A 14,685-nucleotide genomic window follows, 5' to 3' on the forward strand; every position below is an offset into this window, starting at 1 on the left:
AATTATTAAATGTTGGGGGACAAATTAGTTAATGAATTTGTCCTCCTTTTCTTATCATCTCCTGTAAATCATTGAAATTTGCTATAATAAAGTATAAGATAAACTAAGGATTTTCAAAAAACACGTAGATAAAAATCGTATACATCGGAGGATGGGGAATGTATCGTTATTACATACTTGCGGTAATAGTTATTGCCGTAGATCAATTTACTAAATATCTAGTTGTCAAAAACATGGAACTATATGAACAAATTCCAATAATTGATGGATTTTTCTCGTTAACCTCACACCGTAATAGTGGTGCTGCATGGGGCATGCTTCAAGGGAAAATGGGCTTCTTTTATGCGATTACAATCCTTGTCATTGTGGGAGTAATCTATTATTTACATAAGTTTGGAAAAGAAAATAGGCTATTTGCTTTTGCCCTAGCATTAATCCTTGGCGGGGCAATTGGTAATTTTATTGATCGACTACTTCATCAAGAGGTTGTAGATTTCTTTGACTTTACTATTTTCGGGTATGATTTCCCAATTTTTAATATTGCTGATTCGGCACTGACAGTTGGGGTAATCCTAGTAATCATTGCAACGATCATCGAAGAGAAGAAACAGAAAGGGAAGAATAAGTCATAATGTCATTCCAACATACTGTAACAGATACTGAAAATAAAATGCGTATTGATAAGCTGATGGCCGAAATCAATCCAGAGCAATCCAGATCGCAAGTTCAAGGCTGGATTACGAAAGGACTTGTTTCAGTTAATGATGAAATTGTGAAAGCAAATTATAAATGTCAAACTGGTGATGTGATAACCTGGGAAATTCCAGAAGTAGAGGCACTTCATATTGAGCCAGAGAACATCCCAATCTCTATCCTATATGAAGATAAGGATTTATTAGTGGTGAATAAGCCAAAGGGTATGGTTGTCCATCCCTCAGCAGGACATCAATCTGGCACACTAGTTAATGCATTATTATATCATTGTAACGATCTTTCGGGCATAAATGGAGTGGAGCGGCCTGGTATCGTTCATCGAATTGATAAAGATACCAGTGGATTATTAGTAGTGGCTAAGAATGATAAGGCACATTCCAGTTTAGCAGGGCAGTTGGCTAATAAAGATGTAGAGAGAAAATATGAGGCTATAGTTCATGGAGTCATAAATCATGATTCTGGTATGGTTGATGCACCTATTGGCAGAGATCCAAATGATAGGCAGAGAATGGCTGTCGTAGATAATGGGAAACATGCAGTTACCCATTTTCATGTTTTGGAGCGTTTCAAGGAATATACCTATGTTGAATGTCGGTTAGAAACAGGAAGAACACATCAAATTCGTGTTCATATGCGTTATATTGGATATCCATTAGTAGGTGATCCAAAATATGGTCCAAGAAAAACGTTTGATATAGGAGGACAAGCATTACATGCCAAAGTATTAGGTTTTACGCATCCTACAACTGGGGAATGGTTACATTTTGAAGTGGATGCTCCACCGTATTTTCAAGAGCTATTAACAAAGCTTGAAAAAATATATTGACAGTAAGAGGGAAGTTTGAAATAATAAAACAGATGAATAGAACCTTTAAACATGTCCAGAGAGGCAAGAAGGTAGCGGATATTATTGTAGCTATATGTCTACATAAAAACCTTTTTTCCTCATGGAGAAAAGGTTTTTTTATGGGAAAAATAGTAACTACCAGGCAAGCCACTCTCATAGCTAATGCATATGATAAAACGATGTAAGGGTGGGAATGAAGTGAATAAAAAGACAGACTTACTAGACGAGCAAGCAATAAATCGAGCATTAACCCGCATTGCTCATGAAATCCTTGAAAAAAATAAGGGTGGCGATGATCTTGTCATCGTTGGAATAAAGACAAGAGGCGCACCACTAGCTAAGCGATTACAGGAAAAAATCAAGAAAATTGAAGGAGTCACGATCCCTATAGGTGAATTAGATATAACGTTATATCGAGATGATTTGCAAATGGCGGTAGAAAATGATGAGCCTGAAATTCTTGGTGCAAATATCCCTGTTGATATTTCGAATAAGAAAGTTATTTTAATTGATGACGTACTCTATACTGGGAGAACGGTTCGAGCAGCCATGGATGCCGTAATGGATGTAGGAAGACCTTCTTTAATCCAGTTAGCAGTACTTGTCGATCGCGGTCATCGGGAGTTGCCGATTCGTGCAGATTATGTTGGAAAAAATATACCGACATCGGAAAAGGAGATTATTGTTGTTCAGTTAAATGAAGTAGATCAAGCGGATCTAGTTTCGATTTATGAAAAGTAAAAAGTAGGACCTTTAATTAAATCCAGAGAGATTTACAAGGTTGCTTTGTTTACGTGTGTTTTTTTGCAGAAGGGAAAGTATAAAAGCTTTCTCGTCTGTTAAGGAAATCAAACACATTCGCAAAAGTGATGAGCGGATGTTGGATCTTCTAAACCACACGTTTACCTCTTTGCGACCATTTGCAAAGAGGTTTTTTTATGCCTAAAAATAGAAAAATATAAGGAGAGAGTAACATGAAGCATTTTATTTCCATGAAGCAGTTGACAAATGACACCATTTTTCATTTGATCGAGACTGCAGAATTATGTAAATCCTTAGATGTGAAAATTCCTAATCAATTGTTTTCTGCGAACTTATTCTTTGAACCTAGTACGAGAACAAAAATGAGTTTTACCGTAGCTGAAAGAAGGCTAGGACTTGAAATGTTAGATTTTCACACGGAAACATCGAGCCTTAAAAAAGGTGAATCCTTATATGACACAGTGAAAACACTTGAATCTATTGGGGCAAATATTGCAATTATCAGGCATGAATCGGATGACTGGATGACCGAATTGGATACAGGTATTAATATTCCAATTATTAATGCCGGTGCTGGAAAGGCGGAGCATCCAACACAATGCATGTTAGATTTAATGACCATATATCAGGAATTTGGAAGATTTATTGGCTTGAATATCGGGATTGTGGGGGATATCAAGCATAGTCGTGTTGCAAAATCTAATGCTTATGCGCTGCATAATCTAGGTGCTAACGTCTTTTTATGTTCACCACCAGGATATGAGGACCATACATTGGGTTTTCCTTGTATCACCATTGATGAAGCAGTTGAAAATTTAGATGTCTTAATGCTTTTAAGAATCCAGCATGAAAGACATCAAAGAGAATTGAAGACAGAAGGTTATTTGGAATATTTTGGTTTGACAAAAGAACGGGAAGGAAGAATGAAGGAACAAGCAATTATTCTTCACCCAGCGCCGATAAATAGGGGAATCGAGATCGATAGTGACCTTGTTGAGTGTGGTCGGTCGCGAATCTTTAAACAAATGTCAAATGGTGTTTATATGCGGATGGCAATTATCGTTCATATGTTAACAGAATGGGGGATTATCAATGGGAATTTTATTAAAAAATGCGAAACAATTAGCGGATAATGGCCAGTTGATAGATTGTGAGGTGCTTATCCAACAAGGAATAATAAGTGAAATCAATACAAAAATAGAAGCTGCTAATCAAGTTGATAGAATAATCGATTGCCGGGGAAAATTGTTAACCCCAGGATTTATTGATGTCCATATACATTTACGCGAGCCAGGTGGTGAGCATAAAGAAACGATAAAAACCGGAACAAAAGCAGCAGCTAGAGGTGGTTACACAACTGTATGTGCAATGCCAAATACGAATCCGGTTCCAGATTGTGAAACTGCTATTACCAGCTTGTTAAAGAAAATTGAACAAGATGCTGTTGTTAGAGTATTACCATATGCCTCGATAACAAAAGGTTTAAAAGGGGAAGAACTAACAAATATTGAACAACTATCTAAGCTTCCTATTTTTGCATTTACCGATGATGGGGTGGGAATCCAAACAGCAGATGCAATGCTCCAAGCAATGAAAACTGCAGCAAAAAATGGGAAGGCAATTGTTGCCCATTGTGAGGATAATACCATTGTTTATGGTGGTGTTGTACATGATGGAGATGTTAGTAAGCGATTAAAACTACCAGGAATACCATCCATAACGGAATCTGTACAAATTGCTCGAGATGTTTTATTAGCGGAAGCTACAGGTTGTCACTATCATGTTTGCCATGTCAGTACAAAGGAATCTGTACGAATAATTCGTGATGCAAAAAAGGCAGGTATACCAGTGTCTGCCGAGGTGACTCCACATCATCTATTACTCAATGAAGATACAGTACTAGAGGATGATACAAATTATAAAATGAATCCACCACTTCGAAGTAAAGAGGATCAGGAAGCACTATTAGAAGGATTACTAGACGGCACAATTGATTTTGTTGCTACAGATCATGCTCCACATAGTGAAGATGAAAAGAATCAAGGAATGCTAAAAGCACCATTTGGAATTGTTGGTTTAGAAACAGCTTTTCCATTACTTTATAGCAAACTAGTTAAATCAGGCAAAATTACACTTAAACAGTTAATCGATTGGTTAACAATTAAACCAGCAAATGTTTTTAATTTACCTTATGGAAGATTGGAAGAACAAGCATTTGCAGATCTAACCTTAATAGATTTAGAGAGAGAAATAAAAATTGACAAACATTCCTTCTATTCAAAAGGACGAAACACTCCATTTCATGAATGGTCAGTAATGGGTACACCAGTATTAACGATTTGTAATGGGAGTATAGTTTACGAGGAGGATACAGATGTTTAAGAGAAAATTAGTTTTAGAGGATGGGAGTGTTTTTTCTGGAGAAGGATTTGGAAGTCAACGTGAGATTAGCGGTGAGGTAGTCTTTAATACTAGTATGACTGGTTACCAAGAGATTCTTACTGACCCATCCTATTATGGACAAATCGTTTCCTTCACTTATCCACTAATTGGTAATTATGGTATTAATCGCGAAGATTTTGAAGCGGTAGCACCATTTATCAACGGTTTAATTGTAAAGGAATATTGTAAACATCCGTCTAATTTTAGAAGTGATGAAGCTATTGATAGCTTTTTAAAAATACATGATATACCAGGTATAGCAGGAATTGATACACGAAAGCTTACGAAGCATATTCGCAAGGCAGGCACACTTAGAGGATATATTGCAGATGAATCATTAGAGAATGGAGAAGTACTCCGTAAACTACATGCAATAAAAGAATGCCATAATCAAGTTAAGCTATCATCGACAACTAGACCTTATATCGTACCAGGTCGGGGGCATCGTGTCGTACTTATTGATTTTGGGATGAAGCATAATATTTTAAGAGAATTAACGAAACGAAATTGCCATGTTACGGTTGTACCATATAGTTATTCAGCTGAAAATATTATACGTTTAAAGCCAGATGGTATCATTCTATCAAATGGACCTGGAGATCCAAAGGATGTACCAGAAGCCATTGAAATGATCCGAAAGATATTACCTTGCATTCCCCTCCTCGGGATATGTTTAGGACACCAATTGCTTGCTCTTGCGTGTGGTGCTGACACGGAAAAAATGAAGTTTGGCCATCGTGGAGGAAATCATCCTGTAAAAGATCTCAAGACAGGAAACGTATTTTTAACCTCACAAAATCATGGATATGCAGTGAATAAACGTTCCTTAGATCATACTAATTTAGTGCTAACACAAATTGATTTAAATGATCATTCAGTGGAGGGAATACAGCACAAATTATATCCAGCATTTTCTGTACAATATCATCCTGAAAGTTCACCTGGACCAGAGGATGCTAATTATATATTTGATGTCTTTTTGGAAGAGGTTCATAAGCATGTTTTACGACAGGGGGACACGATTTATGCCTAAAAATACAACTATCAAAAAGATTCTTGTTATTGGATCTGGACCTATTGTGATAGGTCAGGCAGCAGAATTTGACTATTCTGGTACACAGGCTTGTCAGGCATTACGAGAAGAGGGATATACAGTTATTTTGGCTAATTCTAATCCCGCTACCATAATGACGGATGAAACTATTGCAGATAAGGTTTATATGGAGCCACTTACAGTAGAATTTTTAACGAAAATAATACGAAAAGAGCAACCAGATGCATTATTACCGACATTAGGAGGACAAACAGGGCTAAATCTTGCAGTTGCTTTAAACAATACTGGTATATTAGACCAGTATAATGTGACATTACTCGGTACATCACTGGAAGCAATTCAAAAAGCAGAAGACAGAGAAATGTTTCGTAACTTGATGAAGGAAATAAATGAACCGATACCTGAGAGTAAAATTGTTCACACTGTTGAGGAAGCAATTGCTTTTGCAGAGGAAATCGGATATCCCTTAATTGTTAGACCTGCTTATACGTTGGGCGGAACAGGTGGTGGCATGAGCTATAATGAACGCGAATTGCGAGAAATAACCCGTAATGGACTATCATTATCACCAGTTCACCAATGCTTAATTGAACGCAATATTGCTGGTTATAAGGAAATTGAATATGAGGTAATGCGAGACAAAAAAGACCAAGCTATTGTTGTATGTAATATGGAAAATATAGATCCGGTAGGTATCCATACAGGAGATTCAATTGTCGTCGCCCCTTCCCAAACATTGAGTGACCGCGAATACCAGTTATTACGAAATGCATCCTTAAAAATTATTCGTGCTTTAGGAATTGAGGGTGGATGTAATGTGCAATTAGCTTTAGATCCAAACAGTTTCAACTACTATGTAATCGAAGTCAACCCAAGGGTTAGTCGCTCCTCTGCACTGGCCTCTAAAGCAACAGGCTACCCTATAGCAAAAATGGCGGCTAAAATTGCGGTTGGGCTGACACTGGATGAAATTAGTAATCCGGTAACGGGAACAACCTATGCATTATTTGAACCGGCATTAGATTATGTGGTGACAAAACTGCCAAGGTTTCCCTTTGATAAATTTGTCTCTGGGGATCGCAAGCTAGGTACACAAATGAAAGCCACAGGAGAAATCATGGCAATTGGAAGAAACTTTGAAGAGTCGCTTCTAAAAGGAATTAGATCAATGGATAATGGCACTGAGGAATTGTGGTTAGAATCGTTAGCGGATATATCAGATGATACTATTCAAACACGATTAGAGAAAGCTGACGATGAACGGATTTATGTCATTGCAGAGGCATTTTGTAGGGGGTATTCTGTCAGACAACTGCATCAATATACGAAAATAGACCCGTTTTTCCTTCAAAAATTGGCAGATATTGTTCAATTCGAAGTACTACTTAGGGAAAATATAAATCAGGTGGAAATTTTACGCAAGGCAAAGGAAAAAGGGATCTCAGACAAACAAATTGCTAGATTATGGGAAATGACAGAAGATGAAGTGTTTCATTATAGGATGAATACCGATATTCAGCCAGTGTATAAAATGGTTGATACCTGTGCGGCAGAATTTGAATCACAAACACCATACTTTTATAGTACCTATGAAGAAGAAAATGAATCTGTTTCAACATTAAATCGTAAAGTATTGGTTTTAGGTTCTGGGCCAATTCGTATTGGGCAGGGAATTGAGTTCGACTATGCGACAGTTCACTCGGTATTGGCGATTAAAGAAATGGGTTACGAGGCGATTATCATGAACAGTAACCCAGAGACTGTCTCAACAGATTTCAGCATCTCAGACAAATTGTATTTCGAACCGCTAACCTTAGAAGATGTTATGCATGTTGTGAATTTAGAAAAACCAGAAGGGGTTATTGTCCAATTCGGTGGACAAACTGCAATTAATTTAGCAGATGGATTATCCCGGCGTGGAGTAACTATTCTCGGAACAAGCTTAACAGCAATTGATAAAGCGGAAGATAGAGATAAGTTCGAATTATTATTAGCTGAATTAGACTTACTTCGTCCAAAGGGTAAGGCGGTTAAACGGATGGAGGATGCAATTAATGTTGCTGAATCTATTGGCTACCCAGTTCTCGTTCGACCATCCTATGTAATTGGTGGAAGCCGGATGGAAATTGTTTACAACAGAGACGAACTGCTAAAGTATTTAAGTAAATCGGGAAAGCTGAACGATCGTCATCCCATTTTAATTGACAAATATATCACTGGTATAGAGGTAGAGGTTGATGCCATTAGTGATGGCCTAACGACCATTGTTCCTGGCATCATGGAGCATATTGAACGTTCTGGGGTACACTCTGGAGACTCTATTGCAGTCTATCCACCACAACGCCTTTCTAGTTTAGTCAAAGAGAAATGCTTTGAAGCCACGTTAAAAATTTCAAAAGCTCTTGATGTAAAGGGACTTATTAATATCCAGTTTATCGTTTGTGATGATGATGTATATGTATTAGAAGTTAATCCAAGGGCAAGCAGGACAATCCCATTTTTAAGTAAAATAACAGGAGTTACCATGGCAAACCTTGCTACTAGAAGTATTCTAGGTGAGAAGCTGGCAGATTTGGGCTTTAAAACTGGAATACTGCCAGAAAAGAAACAGGTCTCTGTTAAAATTCCTGTCTTTTCATTTGAAAAGCTTCGTAGTGTTGACACGATTCTTGGTCCTGAAATGAAATCAACAGGTGAAGCAATCGGTTATGATAAAACGATGGAAAAGGCACTATATAAGGGGTTACTTGCAGCGGGAATATCAATTCCGACAGAAGGGGCAGTACTAATTACTGTTGCAGATAAAGATAAGCTAGAAATGTTAGGTATTGCAGAACGCTTTCATCAATTGGGCTTCCAGCTATATGCTACTACTGGCACAGCATCCTTCTTACGTGGAGCAAACCTACCGGTTGTAGAGGTTGATAAGGTTGGAGAGAAGGATCCAAATGTACTATCTATTATTGAGCAAGGAAAGGTGCAATTTGTCATTAATACATTAACATCTGGACAACAAACACGCTCCGATGGTTTTATGATTAGAAGGGTATCGGTAGAAAGAGGGATAGCATGTCTAACTAGTTTAGATACGGTGAATGCAATCTTACATGTAATTGATTCTACTACCTTCAGTGCAAGCCCATTATTTGCTAAAGAGGTAAAAAGTCTATGATTAGAAAAGTAGGAATGAAAATAATATCGATTCGGTGTATTGCACAAGATACATTTGAAATGATTTTAGAAAATAATTTTATAAGCAACAATGCTGTTCCAGGACAATTTTTGCATCTTCAAGTGGGAGAGCATTCGTTAAGAAGGCCAATCTCAATTACAGATTGTGATCCAAGTCGAGGTACTGTGACAATAATATTTAAGATAAATGGCCAGGGAACGAGAGAATTATCTGCCTATCAGGTAGGACAGTACCTAAATGTACTTGGTCCAATGGGTAACGAATTTCCACTACATGCTAATTCTACCGCTCTATTAATCGGCGGAGGAATTGGGGTACCTCCATTATATTATCTTGGAAAAACACTAAAAGAGATGGGATGTACGATTATATCTGTTTTAGGTTTCCAAGATAAGAACCATGTATTCTATGAAAACGAATTTAAAAATTTAGGTAAAAATTTTATCGTAACGAATAATGGTTCGTATGGAGAAAGAGGGCTCGTGACAGACGTAATAAATCATGTTCATCACTTTGACTATTACTATAGCTGTGGACCAATTCCAATGCTTCGTGCAGTGAGTCAAGAGTTAAAAGAAAGACGTGGGTATATTTCCATTGAAGAGCGGATGGGCTGTGGTGTTGGGGCTTGCTATGCCTGTGTAGTACCAACAAAAGATGGTACTAATTATAAAAAAATATGTAAAGATGGTCCAGTATTTGTAGCAGGGGAGGTCAAGCTATGACAAGATTAACCACTGAGTTACCTGGTCTAGCATTAAAAAACCCAATCATGCCAGCTTCTGGTTGCTTTGGATTTGGTCGTGAATATAGTGATTTCTATGACCTTGGTAAACTAGGAGCTGTTATCATGAAGGCAGCAACAGGAAATGAACGACTTGGGAATCCTACACCCAGGGTTGCGGAGACATCGTCCGGTATGCTTAACGCGATTGGCCTGCAAAATCCAGGGGTAGATAAAATAATTGCTAATGAGGTTCCTTATTTAGCACAATTTGATACGAAAATTATTGCAAATATTGCAGGAAGTACACTAGAAGAGTATGAATATGTAGCACAAGCCTTTAACCAAACGAATAAGGTTCATGCATTGGAATTAAATATATCTTGCCCAAATGTAAAAGAAGGCGGTATTCAATTTGGTACTGATCCAACTATGGCTTCGCGTGTAACGGAAGTTGTGAAGAAAGCTAGTAATCTGCCAGTATATGTAAAGCTTTCTCCAAATGTGACAGATATTGTATCGATTGCTAAGGCGGTAGAAGCGGCTGGGGCAGATGGTCTCAGCATGATAAATACCCTAACTGGAATGCAAATTCACCTTCCAAGTAGAAGACCGATAATAGCGAATAAAACAGGGGGACTATCAGGTCCAGCTATAAAACCTGTTGCAGTTCGAATGATTTATGAGGTAAGTAAACAGGTTCAAATACCAATTATTGGCATGGGCGGAATTAAAAATGCTGAAGATGTATTAGAGTTTCTTCTTGCAGGTGCCAGTGCAGTAGCAGTAGGTACTGCTAATTTTCAAAATCCGTTTGTTTGCTCCGAAATAATTAATGAACTGCCTCAGGTTTTAGATAAGTATGGATTTAACTCTGTACAGGATGCGATTGGAAAGGGGATAGTTGCATGACAGAATCAATCTATTTGGCACTTGATTTTCCTAGCTGGGAACTTACCGAATCATTTTTAATTAGGAATGATTTACAAGGAATTCCTGTGAAAATAGGGATGGAACTTTATTACCGTGAGGGACCATCAATAATCGAAAAACTAAGAAAAAACAATCATACTATCTTTCTCGATTTAAAGCTCCATGATATTCCAACTACAGTAATGAGAGCTATGAAAATATTATCAAGCCTTGAAGTCGATATGGTAAATGTTCACGCATTAGGTGGTAGTGAGATGATTCATTACGCAAAAGAGGGGTTAATTAGTGGTAATTCTACGAATCATCCAAAATTAATTGCAGTAACAGTGGTCACTTCAATGGATAATAGGCAATTAAATAAAGAACTATTAATACCTGGCGACCTTACGAACATGACAATTCATTTAGCTGGATTGGCGAAGGAGAATGGTGCGGATGGTGTAGTCTGTTCGGTACATGAGGCAAAACAAATCAAGGAAGATTGTGGCGACTTATTTTTAACTGTTACTCCAGGAATACGTCTTCACCAAACAAATACAGATGATCAAAAGAGAATTGCTACTCCCAGCTATGCTCGGGAAAATGGTGCTGACTATTTAGTAATAGGACGAAGTGTGACTAATGCAAAAAATCCAAGACTAGCATATGACCAAGCTGTAAAAGAATGGGGGAAGTAAAATGAAATTAAGCCAAGCAGTAGTAAGCGATTTATTAAGAATAAAGGCAGTACAGATTGAAACGAATCCGAATGATTATTTTACATGGGCATCAGGCATCAAATCACCCATCTATTGTGATAATCGAATTACAATGTCCTACCCAGAGGTTCGACAAAAAATTACCAAAGCTTTTGTAGAAAAGGTACAGCAAATGAAAACAATGCCTGACGTTATCGCTGGCTGTGCAACAGCAGGTATTCCCCACGCAGCTTGGTTAGCAGATCAATTAAATCTTCCCATGGTTTATGTCCGTTCTAAACCGAAGGAACATGGAAGGGGAAACCAAATAGAAGGGGAAAATGTTCAAGGGAAGAAAGTATTAGTTATTGAAGATTTAATCTCAACAGGCGGTTCATCACTTGCAGTTGTGGATGCTTTAAAGCATGCTGGAGCTGAAATACTTGAAGTAATGGCTATCTTTACATATGGATTAACGAAAGCAACAGCTAATTTTGAACAGGCTGGTGTTAACTATCAAACGATTACATCCTATGAAGATCTCATTCAAACTTTGGTAGTTAATGAGGCTATCGGAAATGAAGAAAAAGCCCAATTACTAGAATGGCGTAGTTCTATGGAGTCTAGATAGGGTAATGCAATAAGTAGAGTTTTATTATATAATCAATTTGTATAATAAAATATTATCAAATTGAGGTTTCTATTATGAAGATAGAAGATTACGAGCTACTATTAAAATTGAATGAAATAGGTACTATTCGAGGTACAGCAAAAGCTATACTTATTTCTCAGCCAGCTGTTACACAAAGACTAAAGTATATTGAGGATTATTTTGGTGAAATTATTTTTATTCGTACACCAAAAAACTTAGTCTTAACACCTTGTGGAGAAATTATTCTAGAGCATGCAAAAAGAGTAATAGAGGAAGAGGAGGTTCTAAAAAATAAATTGTCTCAATCAAGTGATGAAGTACTTGGTACACTTTCAATTGCCTGTTCATCCTTAATTAGCCAACGTTTTCTTCCTAAAATTCTCGGAAAATATACGAATAAATTTCCAAAGGTAACGATTGATTTAGTAACAGGAATTAGTGAGGATATACGAAGGAATCATAAGGATTACCATGTATGTATTATTCGAGGTGAACAATTAAAAGAGAGCACCTCCATTCACTTGTTTGATGATCCTTTATATATTTTTGATACGGAGCCATTTCCAAAAGATATAATTAAGGAACGACCTCTAATTTCCTTTAAAAGTGATGATAGTATGCATGAATTAGTCGATAATTGGTTGTACTACCATCAACAACAAATTAAACCACTTCGAACCATGACAGTGGATCAAATCGAAACATGTAAACAATTTATGAAACAGGGAATAGGCATGGCAGTTCTACCAAAAAGCGTATCGGATTCTATGATGGATGAGTTTCCACATATAGCATTAGAACTTGACGGGAAGCCAGTTACACGCTATACATGGCTCTCCTATCAGGAAGGAATCCGTGAGCTCCCTCAGGTTGATGAATTTATTAAAATGCTTACTAATGAAACTTTTATGTAATCACTGTAAATATTCTTAAAGAAATAATAGGAGATGGGAATCCATCTCCTATTATTTCTTTAATTTATCTACCTTCATTTTTTCTGGAGTAACATAAATTGTCTTTTGATTATCATAAATCACAAATCCAGGCTTGGATCCGTTTGGCTTTTTTACATATCTTACTCTTGTGTAGTCCACCGGCACAGCTGATGAATTTTGTGATTTACTAAAGTACGCCGCAAGCTGGGCAGCTTCCTTGATTGTCTCTTCACTCGGTTCTTTGGACCGAATAATCACATGTGACCCCGGAATATCCTTCGTGTGTAACCAAATTTCATCTCGGTGTGCCAACTTCATCGTCAAAAATTCATTTTGTTTATTGTTCTTTCCAACTAAAATGGACGTACCATCTGTAGCAATATATTCCTCTGGTTTTGGAGCTACTTGTTTATTTTTACGTTTCCCAGATTTTTGCTTTTTAATATAACCCTCTTCACGAAGCTCTTCTCGTATTTCTTCAATATCTTCTACACCAGCAACATCTATTTGCTGTAGTAATTGTTCAAGATAGGCTGTTTCCTTTAACGTTTTCTCTATTTCTTCCTCGACTTTTGCCTTGGAGGTTTTCAATTTTTGATAGGTCTTAAATAAGCTCTGGGCATTTTCGCTTGGTGTTTTATGTGGGTTTAAATCAATGGTAATTTCATTTTGCTCGGGATCATAATAATCCACTACTGAAACAGATGTATCTCCTTGTTTTACCACATGCATATTGGCAGTTAACAATTCACCTAATCGTTGGTACCTTTCTGCTTTCTGTGCTTTTTCTAATGTACGCTCATGTTTTTTTAGTTTACGATCATTTTTATCCTTTTCATTTTGAATAAAACGGTATAAATCCTTCGCTTGCTGTTTTACTCTATCCCGTTCTGCTTTACCTGAATAAAATTGATCTAGTAATTGATTTATAGTCGGAAACGTTTTCTTGTCTCCTTTAAAATCAACTAATTCTAATACGTGAAAATCTTCTTTCTTCCCTTGATAAATCGCAGGATGAAAACGGTGGTGAAGAATTTTTTCTTGCATTTCAATGAATGTATCCTTATATACCTCCTGCGTACCGAGTCTCGCACGATTGACAAGCTCATTCGCAATAAATGGGGAAAAACCAGTAAATAGATTAACAATTTGTGTTTCTAGCTTACCCGCATTAAAATCTAGTTTTTTAATAAACGTCTCTCCATCTATCTCAAGAGGATTCAGTTTATCCTGCATTGGTGGATGAATATATTCCACACCTGGTAAAACTGTTCGATAACGGTTCTGTGCCATTGATACATGCTTTAAACTATCGATGATATGACCTTTATCTGTTTCAACTAAAATTAAATTACTATGTTTTCCCATCAATTCAAGTACTAGCGTTTTCACTGAAATATCGCCAATCTCATTTCTTGTTTTTATTCGGAAGTTGATTATTCGTTCCATTCCATCTTGTACCACTGATTCAATGATGGCACCTGATAGATGCTTCCTAAGCACCATACAAAACATTGGGGCATCAGCGGGGTTAAGAAAGCTTTCTTCTGTTAAATGTATCCTTGAATAAGATGGATGAATTGACAACAAAAGGGTATGATTTTTACCCTGGCTTCTTATGGTCATAATTATTTCAGTATCTGTTGGTTGATGAATTTTTGTGATTTTTCCTGGTAGCAACATGTCCGATAATTCCTTTGTCACTGCTCTTGTTACAATTCCGTCAAATGGCATTTCGACTCACCTCTCTAA

At 37.1% G+C, this 14,685-nt stretch carries 13 protein-coding genes; 12 read left to right on the top strand and 1 reads right to left on the bottom strand.

The window, feature by feature from the left end; all coding sequences use genetic code 11:
• Positions 1 to 158: 158 nt before the first annotated feature.
• The 12 genes from lspA to HNR27_RS14385 all read left to right on the top strand — a co-directional run bounded on the left by lspA (position 159) and on the right by HNR27_RS14385 (position 12,912).
• On the top strand, positions 159 to 632 hold the full coding sequence (gene lspA, locus HNR27_RS14330; protein WP_429340250.1) for a signal peptidase II: 474 nt from the start codon (positions 159 to 161) through the stop codon (positions 630 to 632).
• Positions 632 to 1,540 carry an RluA family pseudouridine synthase gene (locus HNR27_RS14335; protein ID WP_212919573.1) on the top strand — a complete coding sequence of 303 codons (909 nt, stop codon included), beginning with the start codon at positions 632 to 634 and terminating at the stop codon, positions 1,538 to 1,540. The genes lspA and HNR27_RS14335 overlap by 1 nt, the downstream gene beginning before the upstream one ends.
• A 189-nt stretch (positions 1,541 to 1,729) precedes the next feature.
• A complete protein-coding gene (pyrR, locus tag HNR27_RS14340; protein WP_244853322.1) occupies positions 1,730 to 2,302 on the top strand; it encodes a bifunctional pyr operon transcriptional regulator/uracil phosphoribosyltransferase PyrR in 573 nt (190 codons plus the stop codon).
• 233 nt (positions 2,303 to 2,535) lie between these two features.
• Complete coding sequence (locus HNR27_RS14345; protein WP_212919575.1) at positions 2,536 to 3,456, top strand: aspartate carbamoyltransferase catalytic subunit; 921 nt, start codon at positions 2,536 to 2,538, stop codon at positions 3,454 to 3,456.
• Positions 3,416 to 4,705, top strand: a complete 1,290-nt coding sequence (locus HNR27_RS14350; RefSeq protein ID WP_212919576.1) for a dihydroorotase — start codon at positions 3,416 to 3,418, stop codon at positions 4,703 to 4,705. Before HNR27_RS14345 ends, HNR27_RS14350 begins: the two co-directional genes overlap by 41 nt.
• Complete coding sequence (locus HNR27_RS14355) at positions 4,698 to 5,798, top strand: carbamoyl phosphate synthase small subunit (RefSeq protein ID WP_429340251.1); 1,101 nt, start codon at positions 4,698 to 4,700, stop codon at positions 5,796 to 5,798. The genes HNR27_RS14350 and HNR27_RS14355 overlap by 8 nt, the downstream gene beginning before the upstream one ends.
• Positions 5,791 to 8,991: a carbamoyl-phosphate synthase large subunit gene (carB, locus tag HNR27_RS14360; protein WP_429340252.1), complete on the top strand. Its 3,201-nt coding sequence runs from the start codon at positions 5,791 to 5,793 to the stop codon at positions 8,989 to 8,991. Before HNR27_RS14355 ends, carB begins: the two co-directional genes overlap by 8 nt.
• Entirely contained in the window at positions 8,988 to 9,737 is a 750-nt protein-coding gene (locus tag HNR27_RS14365) for a dihydroorotate dehydrogenase electron transfer subunit (protein ID WP_429340253.1), read from the top strand. Before carB ends, HNR27_RS14365 begins: the two co-directional genes overlap by 4 nt.
• A complete protein-coding gene (locus HNR27_RS14370) occupies positions 9,734 to 10,648 on the top strand; it encodes a dihydroorotate dehydrogenase (protein ID WP_429340254.1) in 915 nt (304 codons plus the stop codon). Before HNR27_RS14365 ends, HNR27_RS14370 begins: the two co-directional genes overlap by 4 nt.
• Positions 10,645 to 11,346, top strand: coding sequence for an orotidine-5'-phosphate decarboxylase (gene pyrF, locus HNR27_RS14375; RefSeq protein WP_429340255.1), 702 nt, complete (start codon positions 10,645 to 10,647; stop codon positions 11,344 to 11,346). Before HNR27_RS14370 ends, pyrF begins: the two co-directional genes overlap by 4 nt.
• A 1-nt stretch (position 11,347) precedes the next feature.
• Positions 11,348 to 11,977, top strand: coding sequence for an orotate phosphoribosyltransferase (pyrE, locus tag HNR27_RS14380; protein WP_212919581.1), 630 nt, complete (start codon positions 11,348 to 11,350; stop codon positions 11,975 to 11,977).
• Positions 11,978 to 12,051: 74 nt separating this feature from the next.
• Positions 12,052 to 12,912, top strand: coding sequence for a LysR family transcriptional regulator (locus HNR27_RS14385; protein WP_429340256.1), 861 nt, complete (start codon positions 12,052 to 12,054; stop codon positions 12,910 to 12,912).
• 51 nt (positions 12,913 to 12,963) lie between these two features.
• On the opposite strand, the gene HNR27_RS14390 is transcribed toward HNR27_RS14385, so the two are convergent.
• Positions 12,964 to 14,667: an Rqc2 family fibronectin-binding protein gene (locus HNR27_RS14390; protein ID WP_429340257.1), complete on the bottom strand. Its 1,704-nt coding sequence runs from the start codon at positions 14,665 to 14,667 to the stop codon at positions 12,964 to 12,966.
• Positions 14,668 to 14,685 lie beyond the last annotated feature (18 nt).

Source organism: Ornithinibacillus bavariensis (genome assembly GCF_050433565.1).
Lineage (GTDB): Bacteria > Bacillota > Bacilli > Bacillales > Amphibacillaceae > Ornithinibacillus > Ornithinibacillus bavariensis.